The following is a 21,190-nucleotide window of genomic DNA, read 5'->3' as shown; positions in this document are numbered from 1 at the left end:
CCTTCCAGGTTTAATAACATACTAACTATGTATTTCAAATCAACATTTTTTGAAGATTATAAATTAGAAGATAAACGTGTAACCTTAGGACGTACCATCACGGAAACGGATTTTGTGGTACATGCGGGTCACACAGGAGATTTTTTTCCTCACCACATGGATGCTGCATGGTGTGCAACACAGCCATTTAAACAGCGGATTGCCCACGGAACAATGATTTTTAGCATTGGGATAGGCTTAACCGCATCAGAAATTAATCCCGAGGCCATGTCTAAAGGCTATGATAAGCTACGTTTCGTAAAGCCCGTTTTTATAGGCGATACCATTCATTCGGAAGTGACCATATCTGAGAAAGCTGAGAGTAAAAGACCGGAATACGGCACCGTTACCGAACACGTAGAAATTATCAACCAGCATGGCGAAGTAGTATTAGTTTGCGATCACCTGCTGGTAGTTAAAAAATATTAGTTCATTAGTCAATAGTTTATTGGTAAGGATTCAGTAACCAGTGAACTAACCAAAATGATACCAGTGAACTAATGATACTAATGAACCAACATAAAACCAAATATAATGAACCACAACACACAAGCAGAAATTGTTACTGAAGGCGATCCGTCTTCGGGAAAGAAGTATCTATTGCCATTTATTTTTGTAATCAGTTTGTTTTTCCTTTGGGGAATGGCACACAACCTCGATTCGAGTTTGATTCCACATTTGCGGAAGGCCTTTAACCTGAGTAACCTGGAATCAATGCTGATTGATACATCCATTTTCTTCGCCTATTTCATCATGGCTATTCCTGCCGGGGTTATTTTGAAGAAATGGGGCTATAAGAGTACAATGATTACAGGTTTGCTGGTATTTGCTTTCGGGGCCTTCTTGTTTGTGCCTGCAGCTAATAACCTTTCCTATATTACCTTTCTAATTGCGCTGTTTATTATCGGATGCGGTTTGGCAACACTGGAAACTTCTGCAAATCCATATGCTGCGGTTCTGGGCGATCCGGCAAAAGCTGCTACAAGACTAAACCTGGCTGCATCATTTAATGGTTTGGCTGCAGCAGTGGCGGGTTATGTAGGCTCTCATTATATTTTATCAGGAAAAACCTATTCGAAAGATGAACTCGACAATATGACCGAAGCGGTTCGCCTGGTTGAAGCGTCGTCAGTAAAAACGCCTTACATTATCCTTGGCGCTATTTTAGTTTTTATTGCTATCTCTTTTTGCTTCATTAAGTTTCCTGAGATTAAAACCAAAAGTGTTGACGGTGAAGCGAAAGGAAGTTTTTTGGGTGCTTTGAAACATAAACATCTACGTTGGGCAGTAGTGGCACAGTTTTTTTATGTTGGTGCACAGGTATGTGTAACCAGTTCATTTATCCGTGCAGCACAGCAGGGTGCAGGCTTTGACGAAAAAACCGCCGGAATTTATTTAACTATTTATGGCGTGCTGTTTACTGTAGGACGTTTTGCCGGGACAGCATTATTGTCTGTTGTAAAATCTCCTAAATTACTATCTGTTTATGCCGCTACAGCCATTATCTTGTGTCTGATTGCTATTGCAGCAAAAGGTGCAATTGTAGTGTATGCATTAGGTGGTTTAGGTTTTTTCATGTCGATTATGTTTCCAACAATTTTTGCATTAGGCATTGATGGAATTGGAGATGATACCAAGCCAGGTTCATCCTGGTTGATTATGTCGATCATCGGAGGATCATTGGTTCCACTGACCATGGGTGCTGTGATCGATGCAAACCATGATCAGGTGCAGATCGGTTATAGTGTACCATTGGTATGCTTTGTTATTATTCTTTACTTCGGATTAAAAGGCTATAAGATTGCTCATAAAGCGTAACAATACTTCATTGCGAAACGATTATCCCGACAGACAATCATTCGCATAATGACGATACAAAACAACAAAATGAAGCTTAGTAAACTTTTTCTGTTCTTTTTATTTTCTGCTTTTTGCTTTAAGCTTAATGCCCGACAAAACGAAGCTGCCAAACCCTGGGTGTTCTGGTATTGGGTGAAAGGGGCTGTTTCAAAGAGTGGTATCACTGCTGATCTGGAGGCGATGAAATCAAATGGAATTGTCGGAGCCTACCTGATGACGATACAAGGACCAGATCAAAAGCCATTTTATAATCCACCTGCAGTTCAGCTTTCGCCAGAATGGTGGAAACTGGTTGAATTTGCGATGAACGAAGCAAAACGGTTGAATCTGAAATTAGGAATGCATGTAAGCGACGGTTTTGCCCTTGCAGGTGGGCCGTGGATTACACCAGCACTTTCTATGCAAAAAGTTGTATGGTCTAAAACAATAGTAAATCATTCCAATCAACCAATCAGATTAGCTGAGCCGGAAGCTAAGGAAAATTACTATAAAGATATCGCTGTTTATGCCTACCCGTCGCCAACAGGTACAGGGATATCTACACGAACTATTATTCCTAAAATCACCTCGAGTAACGGTGTCGATGCAACGGGCCTTATACAGCCGGGTAATAAAAAAAGCTTTGGCTCAAATGAACCTTGCTACATTCAATACGAATTCGAAAAACCCTTTACCTGCCGGACAGTAACCATTAAAATCAGTGGGAATAACTATCAGGCGCAAAGGTTGGCTATCGAGGTGAGCGATGACGGGAAAACCTTTCGTTCTGCTGGCAGATTGGAAGCACCACGCCACGGCTGGCAGGATACGGACGAAGATGTAACGCATACCATTGTACCCGTAAGAGCGAAATATTTCCGGTTTATTTATGATAAAAAAGGTTCGGAACCCGGTGCAGAAGATTTGGATGCTGCCAAATGGAAACCATCTTTGAAACTGGTAAATCTTGAGTTATCTGGCGAAGCCAGCATTAATCAGTTTGAAGGTAAAAACGGTTCAGTCTGGAGAATAAGTAAAAGAAGTACAGACGAGCAAGTTGCTAAAAACCTTTGTGTTCCCTTAAATAAATTCATCAACCTTACCGATAAATTAAACCCTGATGGAACATTAAACTGGAAAGCACCCAAAGGCAATTGGACAATTTTAAGGGTTGGACATACCTCAACAGGGCATACCAATGCTACAGCGGGCGGAGGTAAAGGGTTGGAGTGCGACAAGTTTAACCCCGAAGCGGTAAAATTACAGTTTAACAGCTGGTATGGTGAAGCCCTAAGACACGGCGGACCTGAAATTGCAAAGAAGGTTTTAAGTGTTTTTCATGTAGATAGCTGGGAGTGTGGCAGCCAGAATTGGTCGCCTGTGTTCAAGGCTGAATTTAAAAAACGCAGGGGATACGATTTAACACCATATTTGCCTGTAATGACGGGCTTGCCAGTGGAAAATGCAAACGTATCCGAAAATTTTCTGTACGATGTTCGTAAAACCATTTCAGAGCTAGTGGTCGATCAGTTTTACAAAACCCTTGCTAACCTTGCAAAAGAACAAGGCGTTACGTTTACCGCTGAAAGTATCGCTCCAACGATGATGAGCGATGGCTTGTTGCATTATAAAACTGTAGATGTTCCCATGGGAGAATTCTGGTTGAATAGCCCGACTCACGACAAACCCAATGATATGCTTGATGCCATTTCGGGCGCACATATTTACGGTAAAAATATTATTCAGGCGGAAGCATTTACGACCGTGCGAATGGACTGGAATGAAAGTCCGGTAAACCTTAAAACCTTACAGGACCGGAATTATGCCCTCGGTATAAATAAGCTGGTGTACCATGTATTTACGCAAAATCCGGGAAACGACAAGCCCGGAGTTACTTTGGATGGAGTAGGCCTGTACTTTCAACGTGATCAAACCTGGTGGAAACCCGGAAAGGCCTGGGTTGAGTATGCAGAGCGAACACAAAATTTATTGCAACAAGGCAAACCTGTAGTTGATGTTGCCGTGTTTACCGGAGAAGAACTGCCTCGCCGTTCGGTTTTACCCGATCGTTTAGTGGAGACCTTGCCTGGTATATTTGGTGCAGATGTAGTGGAAACCGAAAAGATCAGGCTTGCAAATACAGGAGAACCTTTGAGACAAAAGCCTGCGGGTGTTACCCATTCGGCAAATATGGCCGATCCGGAAAACTGGGTAAATCCTTTACGTGGATATGCTTATGATAGTTTTAATCCGGATGTATTGCAAACGGCTCAGGTGAAAAATGGAAATATAGTGTTTGAAAGCGGTGCAACCTATAAGATTCTCGTTTTCACAGGGCAGCTTAAGTTAAATCCTAATTACGAATACATTAGCTATCAATCCCTAAAAAAGCTTAGCGAACTGATTAAAGCAGGGGCAAAAGTGATCATCGCTGAAAAACCATTATATCAAAATGGCTTGAAACAAGTCAATCAAGTGGAATTTAATAAAGTGATTGAGGAAATCTGGGGAGGGAATTTTGAATCTTATAAGAGTAACGGACATCCGGTGTATACCAAAAAGCTGGGACTGGGAGTAATTTATAAAGCACCATTTTATGGAGATAGTTTTAGAGAAATAGGCCTTGCGCCTGATTGTATATTTATTGATGATTCATTGAATTACGCTAAAGATATTGCATATACTCATCGTACAAGTGCCGATCGAGAGATTTACTTTATTTCAAACCAGAAGAATAAAGCTAAAGTCATTTCAGCATCGTTCAGGGTATCGGGTAAAATCCCTGAGTTGTATAATGCTGTAAATCAGGAGAAAATAGAGGCAAAGCAATGGAGAATTTCGGATGAAAGAACAACATTGAAATTAGCTTTACAAGCCAATGAATCAGTATTCGTTATTTTCGAAAAAGAGGCAAATACAAACCAATCAAATAACGGTAATAATTGGACAGTTTTTACTGCCGTTCAGGATATTTCTAAATCATGGGATGCCAGATTTGATACCGCTTACTTCGGTCCTTCAAAACCAATTGTTTTTAACCAACTAAGTGATTGGACAAAACATCCGGATAGTTTGGTGAAATATTATTCAGGCACCGCTGTTTATACCCGCACATTCACATTTAAGGATAAACCTGCCGGAAAAGTTTGGATCGATCTAGGTGATTTTTCGAGCATAGCTGAAGTAAAGGTAAATGGAATAAACTGTGGTACGTTGTGGACTCCTCCGCATCGTTTAGATATCAGCACAGCCTTAAAAGAGGGGGAAAACAATATCACTATTGAAGTAACCAATACCTGGGCAAACCGTTTGATTGGCGATAACAAATTGCCTGAAGGGAAAAGATTAACGAAAACTACTGCTCCTTTCAGGCTGGAAGGGAAGCCTTTAAATCCAGCTGGTTTATTAGGACCGGTTGTCATCCAAATTGAAGAAAAATGAAGATAATTCAAGCATATAGAAATTCAATAAACGAAGTCTCGGTAACTTTCAGGCTTTCAGCTTTAATCTTTAACCTTTTAGCTTTCTTCTTAACTGCTAATGCACAAGATAAGGCCCTGGTTAACAACGCTGGTTCACCTTATGCCAAATTACACAGCATTAACATGACTGATGTAAAGTGGACCAAAGGATTCTGGGCTGACCGTTTTAAAGTCGCTACTGAAACAATGGTACCCAACATGTGGGCCATTTACAACGATCCTAAAATCAGTCACGCGTTCAAAAATTTCGAAATAGCTGCAGGCTTAGACACGGGTTCTCATTCAGGGCCATCTTTTCATGATGGAGATTATTATAAAACCTTAGAGGCCGTTGCGGTACTCTATGCTTCAACGAAAAATCCAAAGTTGAATGAAATGATGGATAAGGCCATTGCTGTCATTGGTAAATCGCAGCGTGAAGATGGTTACATCTATACCAAAGCCATGATTGAACAGCGCAAAACAGGTTCAAATAATCAGTTTCAGGACAGGCTCAGTTTCGAAGCTTATAACATTGGCCATTTAATGACTGCGGGTTGTGTTCACTACCGGGCTACGGGTAAAACCACTTTGCTTAATATCGCGAAAAAAGCAACAGACTATTTGTACAATTTCTATAAGAAAGCTTCGCCTACATTGGCCAGAAATGCTATTTGTCCATCGCATTACATGGGCGTTGTAGAAATGTACCGCACCACCAAAGATCCCCGTTATTTAGAGCTGGCGCAGCATCTCATCGCTATTAAAGGTAAAATTGATGACGGCACCGATGATAATCAGGATCGCATTCCATTTTTGCAGCAAACAAAAGCAATGGGCCATGCAGTGAGGGCAAACTATCTGTATGCTGGTGTAGCCGATTTATATGCGGAAACAGGAAAAGATTCGCTGCTTAATACTTTGAATTTAATGTGGGATGATGTAAATCAGCATAAAATGTATGTGACCGGAGGATGTGGATCGCTGTATGATGGTACTTCTGCTGATGGTACATCTTATAATCCTGCCGACGTACAGAAGATTCACCAGGCTTTTGGTCGCGACTATCAGTTGCCCAATTTTACAGCCCATAACGAAACCTGTGCCAATATAGGTAATGTACTCTGGAACTGGCGGATGCTGCAGATTACAGGCGATGCAAAGTATGCCGATATAATGGAACTTGCTTTGCATAACAGCGTATTATCAGGTATAAGCCTTGATGGGAAGAACTTTTTATACACCAATCCGCTGGCACAATCTGATGATTTGCCGTTCAAACAACGCTGGTCGAAAGATAGAGTACCTTACATTGCGCTATCTAATTGCTGTCCGCCAAATGTAGTGCGCACCATTGCCGAGGTGAGCGATTATGCTTATAGTGTTTCAGAGAAGGGTTTATGGTTTAATTTATACGGCGGCAATGAGCTGACAACCAAATTGACTGATGGAACGAAAATTTCGCTAGCGGAAGAAACCAATTATCCATGGGATGGAAGAATTAAGATTACGGTTAAAGAAACCGGAAATAAGGCATATTCTTTATTTTTAAGAATCCCATCGTGGACAAATAATGCTACAATTAGTATCAATGGTAACCCTGAAAATATCAAAACAACTTCCGGAACATACGCTGAGGTTAACAGGAGTTGGAAGAAAGGGGATGTTGTGGAGTTAAACCTGCCGATGGAAGCTACATTGATCGAGGCTAATCCTTTAGTTGAAGAAAACCGTAATCAGGTTGCCATAAAACGTGGACCAGTGGTTTACTGCCTGGAATCAACCGATTTTGCGGGCAAAAATATCTTCAATGCAGTGATCCCGGCGACAGCTAAATTTGAGGCTAAACCAGTTACAATTGACGGCGCTGATATGATAAGTTTGGTTGGTAATGTTAAAATGATTGAGCCTGACAACTGGAAAAATGTTTTGTATCGCCCGGTAAATGATAAAAATATAGAAACAGAAATTAAGCTGGTACCTTATTTTGCCTGGGGAAACAGAGGACACTCGGAGATGTCGGTTTGGTTACCGGTAAGTAAATAATTTTAACCACCTGAGACACCTTAGTTCTCCTAAGATAATTTGAAAAGAAATGCGTGTTTGCTTTGGGGATTTAACTATGCATTGAAACAAAAAAATTAGTAGTTCTCAGACGCCTGAGGTGGTAAATAAAAAAGAAAGATGAAAATAAAACTCACCATATTTTTAAGTTTTGCTTATTGTATTAATGCTTTGGCAACGGTAAAACCTGCATCTATTTTTACTGACCACATGGTTTTGCAGCAACAAAGCAATGTAGCCATTTGGGGATGGGCAAAGCCATCATCCAAAGTAAAAATTAATACTTCCTGGAATAAGGAGAATTATACCGTTAATTCAGACCAGGATGGTAAATGGAAAGTGAAGGTATCAACACCCTCAGCAGGTGGTCCATACAATATTGAATTTAATGATGGGGAGAAGCTCACACTATCCGATATTCTGATTGGTGAGGTTTGGTTTTGTGGTGGCCAATCAAATATGGAAATGCCTATGAAAGGTTTCAAAAGCCAGCCAATTATCGGTTCGAATGAAGCTATTCTAAAATCTGCAAACAGTAATATCAGGCTTTATACTGTTCCGAGATCATCCGTTATTGAGCGTCAGAATAATAGCAAACCTTCTGCATGGAAGTTAGCAGCACCTGAAACGGTTTCTAATTTCAGTGCAACAGCTTATTATTTTGGTAAATTATTATCCGAAATGTTGAATGTTCCGGTTGGCCTTATCAACGATAGTTATGGTGGTTCTTCAATTGAAGCCTGGATGTCGCCCGAAGATCTGAAAGCATTTGCAGAAGTAAAAATTCCTTCAAAAGGTGATACGATTAAAGAGGTGAGCAGGACGCCTACAACTTTATATAACGGAATGCTCCATCCTGTGATTGGCTATGGTGTAAAAGGTGCTATCTGGTATCAGGGAGAATCTAACTATGAACGTTCTGATCGCTACCAGGATTTATTTCCGGCAATGGTTTCGAGCTGGCGTAAGAACTGGGATAATGGCGAATTCCCTTTTTATTATGCACAGATAGCACCGTATAATTATGCGCAGTTACCCCCAAACCATGTAGGAGGGAAATTTAATTCTGCTTTTTTGAGGGATGCACAACGGAAATCGCAAGTTAAAATCCCCAATTCAGGAATGGCCGTACTCATGGATATCGGCGAAGAAAAATCGATCCATCCTGCTAATAAAAAACAGGGAGGTGAGCGACTGGCTTATTTAGCACTCGCTCAAACTTATGGTATTAAAGGTTTTGGCGCATTTAGTCCGGATTACGAATCATTAACCATCGATAAAAATAAAGCAGTAATAAAGTTTAGAAATGCAGCAAATGGCTTAACTTCATTTGGTAAGGAATTAAGTTTGTTTGAAGTGGCAGGAGCCGATCAGAAGTTTCATCCTGCAAAGGCTGCTATCACAGGAAGCAGTGTTACGCTTTCGGCAGAGCAGGTAAAAACACCAGTGGCAGTACGTTATGCTTTTAAAGATTTTGTAATTGGTGATTTATTCGGAAATGATGGACTGCCAGTTTCTTCATTCCGTACAGATGATTGGGAGAAGTAATATGATTTTTACCACAAAGGCACAAAGAACAAAGATAATTATGGTTGAGCGTTTAAACATTCTTAACTGCCTGATATGGTCAAAATTCATGCCCCATATTAACTTGAGTGCGCTAAAGTGTCTAAGGTGGTTAAAATTTTTCTTTGCGGGCTTTCTGCTTTTATGGTTAACACAACATGCGGCTGCCCAGGAAAACCTAACCTGGACTTCTCAAAGCAATAACTCATCAGAATCGATGCCAGTTGGGGGTGGGGATATCGGCCTTAATTTATGGGTAGAGAAAGGGGAAGTTTACTTATATGTATCAAGAAGCGGCACCTTTGATGAAAATAATACCTTGCTCAAGCTTGGTCGTATAAAACTCAAATTAATGCCAAATCCTTTTGCCGGGCAAACATTTAAGCAAACCCTTATTTTGCAGGATGGATATGCCCGGATTGCAGGTACAAACGGAAATCTTCAGACCGAAATCAATGTTTGGGTAGATGTATTTAATCCGGTTGTTCATCTTGATATCAAATCCAATCAGAACATAGCTGCAGAGGCAGGTTATGAAAGCTGGCGTTTCGAAGACCGGGTTACTAAAGGCAAGGAAAATAACCAGAATTCATATAAATGGGCACCACAGGGGACAGTAAAGACGCTTAAAGATGAAGTTCATTTTAAAGATAACAGCGTGGTCTTTTATCACCAGAACAAGTCCGAAACAGTCTTTGATTTAACGGTGAAGCAGCAGGGACTGGAAAACCGGAAAGCCGAATTGTTCAATCCTTTACAAAACCTGATTTTCGGAGGGATTCTGAAAGGTGATAACATGATTCCGGCAGGAAACTACAATGGAATTTATTTAAGTACACCATTCAAAGGCTGGAATCTAAAAACTAAGAAGCCCTCGAAAAAGATAACAATTTCATTAGCTTTAAATACAGCGAGGACAGCCTCCGTGGAGGAGTGGGAGAAGGGATTATATGCCATCCGCGGAAAAGCACAGGATGCCTCCGTTAAATGGTGGAACGGATTCTGGAACAGGAGCTTTATCAATATTCTTTCAGCCGACACATCGTTAAGGCAGGTCTCGTTGAATTATCAGTTATTCAGATATATGCTCGGCTGTAATGCATTTGGAAATTATCCAACTAAATTTAATGGGGGCTTGTTCACTTTTGATCCCCAGTTAACTGACTCGACCTTAAAGTACACACCGGATTTCCGGAATTGGGGAGGAGGAACACACACAGCCCAGAACCAACGTTTGGTGTATTGGCCTTTGCTCAAAAGTGGTGATTTTGATATGATGAAGCCACAATTTGATTTCTACCTCAATCTGTTGAAAAATGCAGAAATCAGAACAAAAGAAGCATGGGGGCATGATGGTGCGAGCTTTACAGAACAACTGGAAAATTTTGGATTACCAAATCCGGCTGAATATGGATGGAAGCGCCCGGCCGGGTTTAATAAGGGCATGGAATATAATGCCTGGCTGGAATATGAATGGGACACCGTTCTGGAATTTTGCATGATGATTCTGGAAACCGAACGATATGGTGCTAAAAACATCGATCAGTATATCCCTTTAATCGAAAGCTCACTCGAATTCTTCAAGGCTCATTATACTTATTTAGCCACACAACGTGGCGCAAAAAGTTTAGATGCTAACGGACATTTGATTTTATATCCGGGCTCCGGTGCCGAAACCTATAAAATTGCTTATAATTCAACATCTACCATTGCGGCTTTGAAAACCGTGTTGCAACGATTGATTGAATATCCAAACCTTTCAGCAGGTAAAAAGGCTGAGTGGGCTGAAATGCTCAAAACAATTCCTCCGATGAGCTTCAGGGATTTTGACGGTAAACCCACCATCTCTCCAGCTAAAATCTGGGAGCGAATTAACAATACAGAAAGTCCGCAATTATACCCGGTCTATCCATGGGGCATTTATGGGATAGGTAAGCCAGGCCTGGATACAGCCATCAATACTTTTAAATACGATACAGATGTTTTAAAATTCAGAAGTCATGTAGGTTGGAAACAGGATAATATATTCGCTGCACGATTAGGTTTAACCGAAGATGCAGCGAAATTGATCGTTGCTAAATTAAAGGATTCGGGAAGAAGATTTCCGGCATTCTGGGGGCCAGGTTTCGATTGGACACCCGACCATAATTGGGGTGGATCAGGAATGATTGGCTTACAGGAAATGTTGATGCAGGTAGACGGTAAGAAAATCTACCTTTTCCCGGCATGGCCTAAAGGATGGGATGTACATTTCAAACTTCATGCGCCTTATCAAACCACTGTAGAGGCAACGCTGAAAGATGGAAAATTAACCGATTTAAAAGTTATGCCCGAATCAAGAAAGGCAGATGTAATAATAAATGATAGGATGAGAGAATCATAGGATGAGAGAATATGTTGCTGTTCGCCAAAAAAATCACTCATTCAAAATTCAATCATTCATTAATTAAAAGAAAAAGACATGGATTTAAACTTAAAAGACAAAGTAATCATTGTAACAGGTGCAGCTAAAGGGATTGGCCGTAGCATTGCAGAAGTATTTGCTAAAGAAAATGCAGTTGCAGTTGTAGTAGGTAGAAAAGCTGAAGACAATCAAAAAGTGGTAGCAGAAATCGAATCGCAAGGTGGTAAGGCAGCGCAATTTGTAGCTGAACTTTCAAAACCTGAAGATTGTAAGCGGGTTGTGGCCGAAATTGCAGCTAAATTCGGCCGCGTTGACGGATTGGTAAATAATGCAGGTGTTAATGATGGGGTTGGTTTGGAAAATGGCAATTACGAAGACTTTATGGCTTCACTGCATAAAAACGTCGTTCACTATTACCTGATGGCACACCATGCACTGCCAGAGCTCATTAAAAGTAAAGGTGCTATCGTTAACATTACTTCAAAAACAGCCGAAACCGGACAAGGAAATACTTCCGCTTATGCGGCAGCAAACGGTGGTAGAAATGCGTTAACAAGAGAGTGGGCCGTTGAACTGTTAAAATATGGAATCAGGGTAAATGCCGTTGTGGTAGCCGAATGCTGGACGCCAGCTTACGAAACCTGGATTGAGACACTACCTGACGCTCAAGCCAAACTGGATGAAATTACCTCAAAAATCCCTTTGGAGAACAGAATGACGACTGCGGAAGAAATCGCAAATATGACGGCTTTTTTAATTTCAGATAAATCAAGTCACACCACGGGACAAATTATTCATGTGGATGGCGGTTATGTGCATTTAGACAGGGCGCTGGCGAATGCTTAATTTTTTAGACGTCATTGCGAGGTACGAAGCAATCTAATTAAAAGGGATTGCTTCGTACCTCGCAATGACGATAAGTTAAAACTGACAATATCGAAATAAAAATGAAAACCCTTACCTGTACAACACCTGGTTCATTTGAATATTCAGAAACAGACAAACCTGCATTGCAAAAAGACCATGCGATTATAAAGATTAAAAGAATTGGCATTTGTGGAACTGATCTACACGCTTTTGAAGGTACGCAACCTTTTTTTAACTATCCCCGCGTTCTTGGTCACGAACTTTCCGGTGAGTTGGTTGAAGCCGATGGGGCAGCAGACTTTAAGATCGGAGAAGCGGTTACATTTATTCCATATTTCAATTGTGGCGAATGTATCGCATGCCGGATGAATAAACCCAACTGCTGTGTAAAAATGCAGGTTTGTGGCGTGCATGTTGATGGCGGGATGCGTGAATATTTACAGGTTCCATCGCGTACACTATTGCATGGCGAAGGGTTAACTTATGATGAACTTGCCTTGGTTGAGCCTTTGGCTATTGGCGCACATGGTGTTCGTAGGGCAGATGTAAAACCTGGCGAATTCGTCTTAGTGATTGGTGCTGGCCCGATTGGCTTAGGGACTATGGAATTTGCCCGCATTGCCGGAGCTCATGTGGTTGCTTTAGATATCAATGATGACCGGCTAAGCTTTTGTAAACAAAAACTGGGCGTAACACACACCATCAACGCAATGTCTCCTGATGTGACGGAACAACTTCTTAACATTACCAACGGCGATATGCCTACTGTCGTTATTGATGCTACCGGAAATCAAAAAGCCATTAACAATGCCATTAACTACATGGCTCACGGCGCCAGATTTGTTTTAATCGGTCTGCAAAAAGGTGATTTAATTTTCAACCACCCTGAGTTTCATAAACGCGAATCTACTTTAATGAGCAGCCGGAACGCCGACATTGAAGATTTTGAACATGTGATTAAATCAATGAAAGCAGGCCTGGTAAACCCAACCAACTACATCACGCATCAGGTTAAATTTGAAGAAGTAAAAGAAGAGTTTGAAAGCTGGTTAGATCCAAAAAATGGCGTAATCAAAGCGATGGTAAGTTTATAGGCTTAACTATGCAGCATTGGTTATGCTTTTCAATGGTTTGTTCTTTTTCCAAATCAATAGATAATCAACAAAAAAAAGAGGCAATTTCCATTAGGGAAACTGCCTCTTTTACTATATGCATTATTCGGCTAATTGTGCTTCAGCCAAAGAATATTTACCAGAACTTAACGTAAAGCATGGTAAGCAGTAAGAAAGTAATTACGATTAAAACCATTGTAGATGGCGCAACTTTAAACATTGCTTTATCCAATACAAAAGCTTTTGGATTTACTTTCGGACCAGCCAAACTCAACACAATCATTACCAGCATGGTGAAAGCAAAAGCTAATCCCATACAGATTAAGAAGGGAATCTCGTAACCACCTTTACCATTTGGATAAGCAGTATAAAGTAAAGTTTCATGTCCGAACCAGGCCGGTGCATAGTTGTTGAAGACAACTGATAAACCAAAACCAGTTAATAAACCTGCAATAGCCGCAGTACCGGTGGTACGTTTCCAGAACATACCCAAAATAAACATTGCAAAAACACCGGGACTAATAAAACCGGTGTACTTTTGAATGAAAGTAAAGCCGCCTTCGCCACCAATGCCAAGTAAATCTTTCCAGGTTAAAACAATAGAAAATACGATAGCCAATACAATTGTTGCACGTCCAATAATCACCAGCTTTTTATCATCTGCAGTTTTGTTGATGTATTTCTTATAAATATCTAGGGTAAATATTGTCGAAATACTGTTTGCTTTCCCAGCTAAAGAGGCTACGATTGCTGCGGTAAGTGCTGCAAGAGAAAGCCCTTTTAAACCGGTTGGAAGAAAACCTAAAACTGCTGAATAAGCATTGTCGGAATTAAAATGACCTCCGGGAGCCATTTCAGCCTGCAAACCACCGTTTCTATGTAAAACATAAGCTGCAATACCCGGAAGCATAACGATTACAGGCATGCCTAATTTCAGGAAACCAGCAAATAAAATACCAGTACGTGCCGTTTTTAAATCTGCACCAAGTGCTCTCTGTGTAATGTATTGATTACAACCCCAGTAGTTCAGGTTAACAATCCACTGACCGGCAAAATACATCGCAATACCTGGTAACATCAGGTATTTGTTAATATCTGCTTGTGTAGAATTCGGCCCGGGTTTTGGCAGGATCATCTTAAAATGATCGGGCGAATCTTTCATCATCATATTGAAACCTGCAATCGCATCTTTACCTAATCCAAAATGCTCGCTTACCATGGTTAAGGCAATATAAGTGGTAACCAAACCACCAATAATTAATACTGCAACTTGAATTACATCGGTAAAACCGATAACTTTCATCCCGCCCAGGGTAATAATAAGGGCAAAAATTGAAAGGCCAATCATTATCAGATGAAAATTAGAACCATCAACAAGGTTACTAATGGCCAAAGCACCCAGGTATAAAATCGAAGTCAGGTTAACGAAAATATAAAGGAATAGCCAGAAAATAGCCATGATTAAACTTACTGTTTCATTATAGCGAGTCTGGAGAAACTGCGGCATTGTGAAAATTTTATTTTTCAGGTATACCGGAATAAACCATACGGCAACAATAATCAGCGCAACAGCGGCAACCCATTCGTAGGCAGCAACCGCAACACCAACCACAAAGCCATTTCCACTCATGCCAATAAACTGCTCGGCAGAAATGTTTGAAGCGATAAGTGAAGCACCGATTGCCCACCAGGTTAAGGAACCTTCAGCAAGAAAGAAGTCGTGACTTCCTGATGTACCTTTATTTTTCTTTCTGCTGTATATCCAGTAACCGTAGGCCGATATGAGGATAAAGTAGAAGATAAAAACGGCGTAATCTACCGTCGAAAATCTGTTCATAATTTAGTTTATTTGGTTATTATTTATAAAAAACTTCGTTCCATTGAAGCTCATTTCTAAACTGGTTTATTTTGGTTTCTGCGCCGATGTTAATATACTCGATACCTGCGATATTTGCAAAATCTGATAAATGTTCAGTAGTTAAATTTTGACTATATGCCGTATGATGCGCACCTCCGGCATAAATCCATGCCGCACAACCTGTTTTCATATCTGGAAGTGGTTTCCAAAGTACACGTGCAACAGGCAGATTTGGTAAATCGTGCGCTGCCTCAACAGCTTTAACCTCATTTACCAACAAACGGAAACGGTTACCCATATCAATTAAAGAGGCATTTAATGCATCGCCACTTGCAACATTAAATACCAAACGGGCAGGATCTGCCTTACCACCAATACCTAAAGGATGAACTTCCAGGCTGGCTTTTCCTTTTGCCAGTGATGCATCAACTTCTAACATATGTGAGCCCAAAACCATTGCATTTGATGGATCGAAATGGTAGGTATAATCTTCCATGAAAGCATTTCCACCCGGTAAGCCTGCGCCCATCACTTTACATGCACGAACTAACGCTGCCGTTTTCCAGTCGCCTTCGCCTGCAAAACCATAACCATCCGCCATTAAACGTTGTGCAGCAATACCTGGCAACTGAATCATACCATGTAAATCTTCGAAAGTATCAGAGAAGCCTTTGAATCCGCCATCTTCAAGGAATTTTCTTAAACCCAGCTCAATTTTAGCGGCATCATAAACCGATTGATGTCGTTCTCCACCTGCTTTTAAATCAGCTGCCATTTCATAAGTAGCTTCGTATTCTTTTAATAAATTTTGAATGGCGTCTTCGCTTACTGCGTTGATCACTGCCACAAGATCGCCAATACCATAGGTGTTTACCGAAAATCCGAATTTCATTTCAGCTTCTACCTTATCACCATCAGTAACGGCAACAAAACGCATATTATCACCAAAACGTGCAAATTTTGCACCTTGCCAATCATTCCATCCGGCAGCGGCTCTTGCCCAGGTATCAATCTGTTTAGCTACTTCTTCATCCTGCCAGTGGCCAACCACCACCTTACGGTCCTTACGCATTCTTGAAACCATGAAGCCAAATTCACGGTCGCCGTGAGCACTTTGGTTCAGGTTCATGAAATCCATATCAATTGAATTCCATGGAATATCGCGGTTAAATTGAGTGTGTAAATGCAATAAAGGTTTCTGTAATACATTTAAGCCCCTAATCCACATTTTAGCAGGCGAAAAAGTATGCATCCAGGTTACCACACCAATACAATGCTCATCAGTATTGGCGCTTTGCAGCGTTTCAAAAATTTCATCTGTATTTTTTACAATTGGCTTGTAAACTACCGAAACGGAAATTTTATCATTATTATTTAAGGATTTTGCAACCTCTTCGGCGTGTAATGCCACTTGTTTTAAGGTTTCTTCTCCGTATAAATCCTGTGTTCCGGTGATAAACCAAACCTGTAATTTTTTTAAATCAATCATTTTATTGTGGTTAGCTATTTACTATAATTTATATTTTTTTGTAAAGCAGTCTTCGCTTTTGATATCATTTCTGCATTCGAGATTGCTCCGAATTTATTCCTGTCCGTAATAAGCGTCGGTACCATGTTTACGCTCATAATGCTTTTTAATTAAGGCTTCTTTTAATCGGGGCGCATTGGCATTAATCTGCTCGGTAAGTATTGCCATTTGGGCAACGGCCTCTAAAACGGCACTATTGTAAACCGCTTTTTCAGCAGTTTTGCCCCAGGTGAATGGAGCGTGATTACCAACTAAAATCATCTCCACTTCTTTATGACTTAAGCCTAGGTTTTTAAAATGATTTATAATCTGAAAACCGGTTTCATACTCGTAGTTTCCCTTAATCATAGCATCATCCATGGGTGGAGCGCAAGGAATATCAACCGTTAGGTGGTCGCCATGTGTGGTTCCAAAAATTGGAATAGCCCTTTGTGCCTGTGCCCAGGCCGTTCCATAGATAGAATGTGTGTGCACAATACCGCCAATATCTTCCCAGTGCTTGTAGAGTACAGCATGTGTTTTCGTATCGGATGATGGACGCAGGTTTCCTTCAACAGTTTTTCCTTCGAAATCAACAATAACCATTTTTTCGACAGTTAAATCATCGTATGGAACACCGCTAGGTTTTATGGCAAATACACCTTTATTTCTATCAGCAGCGCTTACATTTCCAAAAGTGAAAAGTACCAATCCCAGCTTTGGCAATTGCATATTTGCTTCGTAAGCCTGTTCTTTTATATCTTGATAATTGCTCATGATATGTATGGTTTTACATCTTTCTTATTATATTTTTCGATATACCGACCCAAGCCCAGGTATTGCTGATAATGCTGACGGTAAATTTTTCTGTTTTTTAGCTGTGGAAGATATTCTTTCTCGAATCCCGTACCCATTGCAGCCATTGCCGATTCGATATCAGGGTATACGCCTGCCGCCACGGCAGCAAACATTGCCGCACCTAAAGCGCAGGTATGTTCAAAACGATGAATTCTGATTGGCATTTCAAGTACATCGGCCATCATTTGCATGATATACGATGATTTTTTCGCAACACCACCAATACCAATAATCCCTTTCACCGGAACGCCTTGTTCTCTGAACCTATCAACAATGCTTTTAGCGCCAAAACACGTTGCTGCAGCTAAAGCCCTGAAAAATCTTGGTGCATCGGTACCTAAACTAAGGCCGGTAATAGCGCCTTTTAATTCCTGGTTTGCATCCGGTGTTCTCCGGCCGTTTAACCAGTCAAGGGCAAGCTCAGGGTAATCATCATTCGGTAGTTCTGAAGCCTGTTTGCTCAAATTAGAAATAATTTTTTGCTCCAGTTCTTCTTTTAAAGCCTGGGCAGTATGTGTGTCAATTAGCGTAGATTCGCATAATAAGTTATTCAATGGCCAGCTGATGAGGTTTTTAAACCAGGCATAAACATCACCAAAGGCTGATTGTCCTGCTTCTAACCCAGCCATTCCGGGGATAACCGAACCATCTACCTGACCACAAATTCCGTTTACCAGTTTCCCTTCCATGTCTTTATTCGGGGCAACAAGAATATCACAGGTACTGGTTCCCATTACTTTACTTAAATAATAGGGTTCAATCTGGCCACCTACTGCACCCATGTGGGCATCAAAAGCGCCAACACCAATTACAACGCTTGTATCCAGTCCTAATTTTTCAGCCCATTCGGCACTTAGGTTTCCTGCCGAAACATCAGAGGTATAAGTATCTTTAAATAATGAATCCCGGTATCCTTTTAGTAAAGGGTCAAGCGATTCGAAGAAGTCTTCCGGAGGTAAACCGTCGAATTCTTCGGCCCAAAGTGCTTTATGTCCGGCGGCACAACGGCTGCGTTTCATCTCTTTTATATCTGTTTTTCCACTCAGTAAAAATGGAATCCAATCGCAATGCTCAACCCAGGAAAAAGTACTTTTTCCAACCTTCGGATCGACTCTCAACGTATGCAATAACTTGGACCAGAACCATTCTGATGAATAAATTCCACCCACATATTTCAGGTAGTTAACTGGAAATTTTTTGGCGTGTTCGTTAATTTCCGAAGCTTCTTTCACCGCTGTGTGATCTTTCCAGAGTACAAACATAGCATTTGGGTTTTCGGCAAAATCCTCTTTTAAAGCTAAAGGTGTTCCGCTTCTATCAACGGCTACAGGACTGGAGCCGGTTGTGTCGATGGAAATTCCTCTTACTAAAGAAGCTGCAGAAGCGCCCCCAGCTTTAGCAATGCAATCTTTTATGGTGTGTGTTAAACCTTCGATATAATCTAATGGATGTTGCCTGAATTGATTGATTGATGGTTTGCAGTAAAGGCCTTTTTGCCATCGTGGGTAAAGAAAAACAGAAGAGGCAATTTCCTTTCCATTTGCGGTATCGACCAGAACGGAACGGACAGAATCTGTCCCGTAATCCACGCCGATTACATAGTTTGCTGTGCTCATAACAATAAATAAGTGTCTAATTAACGTTTATTTATTTACAATTAAAAATTTTTATCGTGTTTTTAACGTTTATAAATTTCAATATTGATTTCTAGAGGCTTTTAAAGGTTTTCTCCCGCAGATTAAAAAGGATAATCGCAGATTTTTATTCATTAGAAAATTAGCATTCTAACTCTGCGGAAATCTGTGTAATCAGCGGGCGATTCTATTATCTTTTTCTCCCGCAGATTAAAAAAGATAATGTTGATTTTTATTGAATAGAAAAATTAGCATTCTAGCTCTGCGAAAATCTGTGTAATCAGCGGGCGATTCTATTTGCTTTTTCTCCCGCAGATTAAAAAAGATAATTATTGATTTTTTTGAATAGAAAAATTAGCATTCTAACTCTGCGAAAATCTGTATAGTCAGCGGGCGGTTCTATTTGCTTTTTCTCTCGCAGATTAAAAAAGATAATTATTGATTTTTTTGAATAGAAAAATTAGCATTCTAACTCTGCGGAAATCTGTGTAATCAGCGGGGGATTCTATTATCTTTTTCTCCCGCAGATTAAAAAAGATAATTGTTTATTTTATTGAATAGAAATATTAGCATTCTAACTCTGAGAAAATCTGTGTAATCAGTGGGCGGTTTTATTATGTTTTTCTCCCGCAGATTAAAAGGATAATCGCAGATTTTTATTCATTAGAAAATTAGCATTCTAACTCTGCGAAAATCTGTGTAATCAGCAGGTGGTTCTATTTGCTTTTTCTCCCGCAGATTAAAAAGGATAATCACAGATTTTTATTCATTAGAAAATTAGCATTCTAACTCTGCGAAAATCTGTGTAATCATCGGGGGGCATTTGCTTTTTCTCCCGTAGATTAAAAAAGATAATCGCAGATTTTTATTCATTAGATAATTAATATTTTATTTCCGCGAAAGAAATCAGCGGCAAAAAACTAAAGCGATTTCCTTAAATTCAAGTAGAAGGGAACATGAATTTTCTCCCTGATATTGTTTAAGATAAAGTTTGCCGTTTCGGTACCTAGCATCGCAAAATCAGTAGAAATAGTAGTGATACCATTTAGAATAATGCGTTTAAGTGGTGTTTCATTATAAGATATAACACCAACATCTTTTCCTACTTCCATGTCGAGTGCCAATAATCTTTCTATGAGTGTTACCAAATCATCCTCCATAAGGCTAATGTAGACCTCACCTTTATTAATTTCTTCTATAAGAATGTTATCTACTACCTTATGGTTAAAGGCATACTGCTGGCAAAATTTATAGAAACCATCTAAAATCTCTTTAGGGAAGTAGGTGTTCTTCGGGAAGATTATTTTCAGCGTATTGTATTTGGATAGTGGCGTTAAAGCCTGCTCAAGGGCGTTGTAAATATCCTGTGCAAAATTCTCATAAACTGCGGCATATTCACCGGTAATTCCGGGTAAAAGTTTATCAAGAATCACCAGCTTCTCGCGTGGAATGGCATTGATAATGTCCTGTGCTTTTTCATCCCCTTCGTTAAAATGCGGAATGATTACATAATGGGTGTAACCATCTTTTTTATTGTTCAGCAGGTTTTTGAAAAGTGAAAAGTCATTGTTGTAAACATATAAATCAATAGCAGCCTGCTCGCCGATGGCTTTGGTAAAAGCATCGTAGATGATTTTTTTGTGTGTACTGAGTTTATTGAAAAGCAGGCAGATTTTAAGTTTTCTCGAAAAATCGGTATTGATTACAAAATAACCTTTTCCGGGGATGGATTCGATAACTCCTAATTTTCTCAGCCTGCGGTAACCTTTTTCTGCCGTATCTCTCGATATTTCTAAAACGAAACTTAGCTCATTGATGGAGGGCAACATACTCCCGTTTTGAATCTTTCCGGTTTCAATGGCGTATAAAATTGTATTAACCAATTGCTTGTATTTTGGCGTGGCCGAATACTCGTCGATATTGATGTGGCTTATTAAATCTTCAGATTTCAAAACAGAGGTTTATTTTTTCCAAATATAAT

Annotated in this window: 13 protein-coding genes; 8 read left to right on the top strand and 5 right to left on the bottom strand. The window is 40.2% G+C overall.

From position 1 onward, the window contains the following. Positions 1 to 27 precede the first annotated feature (27 nt). The 8 genes from R2R71_RS03585 (at position 28) to R2R71_RS03550 (ending at position 13,334) form a co-directional block, all read left to right on the top strand. Positions 28 to 468: a MaoC family dehydratase gene (locus tag R2R71_RS03585; protein WP_316829874.1), complete on the top strand. Its 441-nt coding sequence runs from the start codon at positions 28 to 30 to the stop codon at positions 466 to 468. Positions 469 to 573: 105 nt separating this feature from the next. Next, the gene (gene fucP / locus R2R71_RS03580) at positions 574 to 1,857 is read left to right on the top strand and encodes an L-fucose:H+ symporter permease (protein WP_316829873.1); all 1,284 of its coding nucleotides are present in this window, start codon (positions 574 to 576) and stop codon (positions 1,855 to 1,857) included. A gap of 69 nt (positions 1,858 to 1,926) precedes the next feature. Beyond that, positions 1,927 to 5,319: a glycosyl hydrolase gene (locus R2R71_RS03575; protein ID WP_316829872.1), complete on the top strand. Its 3,393-nt coding sequence runs from the start codon at positions 1,927 to 1,929 to the stop codon at positions 5,317 to 5,319. After that, positions 5,316 to 7,385, top strand: a complete 2,070-nt coding sequence (locus tag R2R71_RS03570; protein ID WP_316829871.1) for a glycoside hydrolase family 127 protein — start codon at positions 5,316 to 5,318, stop codon at positions 7,383 to 7,385. Before R2R71_RS03575 ends, R2R71_RS03570 begins: the two co-directional genes overlap by 4 nt. A 138-nt stretch (positions 7,386 to 7,523) precedes the next feature. Further along, entirely contained in the window at positions 7,524 to 8,951 is a 1,428-nt protein-coding gene (locus R2R71_RS03565) for a sialate O-acetylesterase (RefSeq protein WP_316829870.1), read from the top strand. Positions 8,952 to 9,039: 88 nt separating this feature from the next. Then, the gene (locus R2R71_RS03560) at positions 9,040 to 11,352 is read left to right on the top strand and encodes a DUF5703 domain-containing protein (protein WP_316829869.1); all 2,313 of its coding nucleotides are present in this window, start codon (positions 9,040 to 9,042) and stop codon (positions 11,350 to 11,352) included. 78 nt (positions 11,353 to 11,430) lie between these two features. After that, the gene (locus R2R71_RS03555) at positions 11,431 to 12,219 is read left to right on the top strand and encodes an SDR family oxidoreductase (RefSeq protein WP_316829868.1); all 789 of its coding nucleotides are present in this window, start codon (positions 11,431 to 11,433) and stop codon (positions 12,217 to 12,219) included. Positions 12,220 to 12,320: 101 nt separating this feature from the next. Continuing rightward, positions 12,321 to 13,334 carry a zinc-binding alcohol dehydrogenase family protein gene (locus R2R71_RS03550; protein WP_316829867.1) on the top strand — a complete coding sequence of 338 codons (1,014 nt, stop codon included), beginning with the start codon at positions 12,321 to 12,323 and terminating at the stop codon, positions 13,332 to 13,334. Between the two features lie 154 nt (positions 13,335 to 13,488). Here the strand turns inward: R2R71_RS03550 and R2R71_RS03545 are convergent, their stop codons facing one another. The 5 genes from R2R71_RS03545 to R2R71_RS03525 all read right to left on the bottom strand — a co-directional run bounded on the left by R2R71_RS03545 (position 13,489) and on the right by R2R71_RS03525 (position 21,161). After that, entirely contained in the window at positions 13,489 to 15,189 is a 1,701-nt protein-coding gene (locus R2R71_RS03545) for a sodium:solute symporter family transporter (protein ID WP_316829866.1), read from the bottom strand. A gap of 19 nt (positions 15,190 to 15,208) precedes the next feature. Next, entirely contained in the window at positions 15,209 to 16,699 is a 1,491-nt protein-coding gene (gene araA, locus R2R71_RS03540) for an L-arabinose isomerase (RefSeq protein ID WP_316829865.1), read from the bottom strand. Positions 16,700 to 16,792: 93 nt separating this feature from the next. Next, entirely contained in the window at positions 16,793 to 17,494 is a 702-nt protein-coding gene (locus R2R71_RS03535) for an L-ribulose-5-phosphate 4-epimerase (protein WP_316829864.1), read from the bottom strand. Beyond that, the gene (locus R2R71_RS03530) at positions 17,491 to 19,191 is read right to left on the bottom strand and encodes a ribulokinase (RefSeq protein ID WP_316829863.1); all 1,701 of its coding nucleotides are present in this window, start codon (positions 19,189 to 19,191) and stop codon (positions 17,491 to 17,493) included. The genes R2R71_RS03535 and R2R71_RS03530 overlap by 4 nt, the downstream gene beginning before the upstream one ends. Before the next feature lie 938 nt (positions 19,192 to 20,129). Continuing rightward, positions 20,130 to 21,161, bottom strand: a complete 1,032-nt coding sequence (locus R2R71_RS03525; RefSeq protein ID WP_316829862.1) for a GntR family transcriptional regulator — start codon at positions 21,159 to 21,161, stop codon at positions 20,130 to 20,132. Between the last annotated feature and the right edge of the window lie 29 nt (positions 21,162 to 21,190).

Source organism: Pedobacter aquatilis, from assembly GCF_032678405.1.
GTDB lineage: Bacteria > Bacteroidota > Bacteroidia > Sphingobacteriales > Sphingobacteriaceae > Pedobacter > Pedobacter aquatilis_A.
Note: the sequence above shows the minus strand (reverse complement) of the source record. Positions and strands in the feature narration are given on the sequence as shown.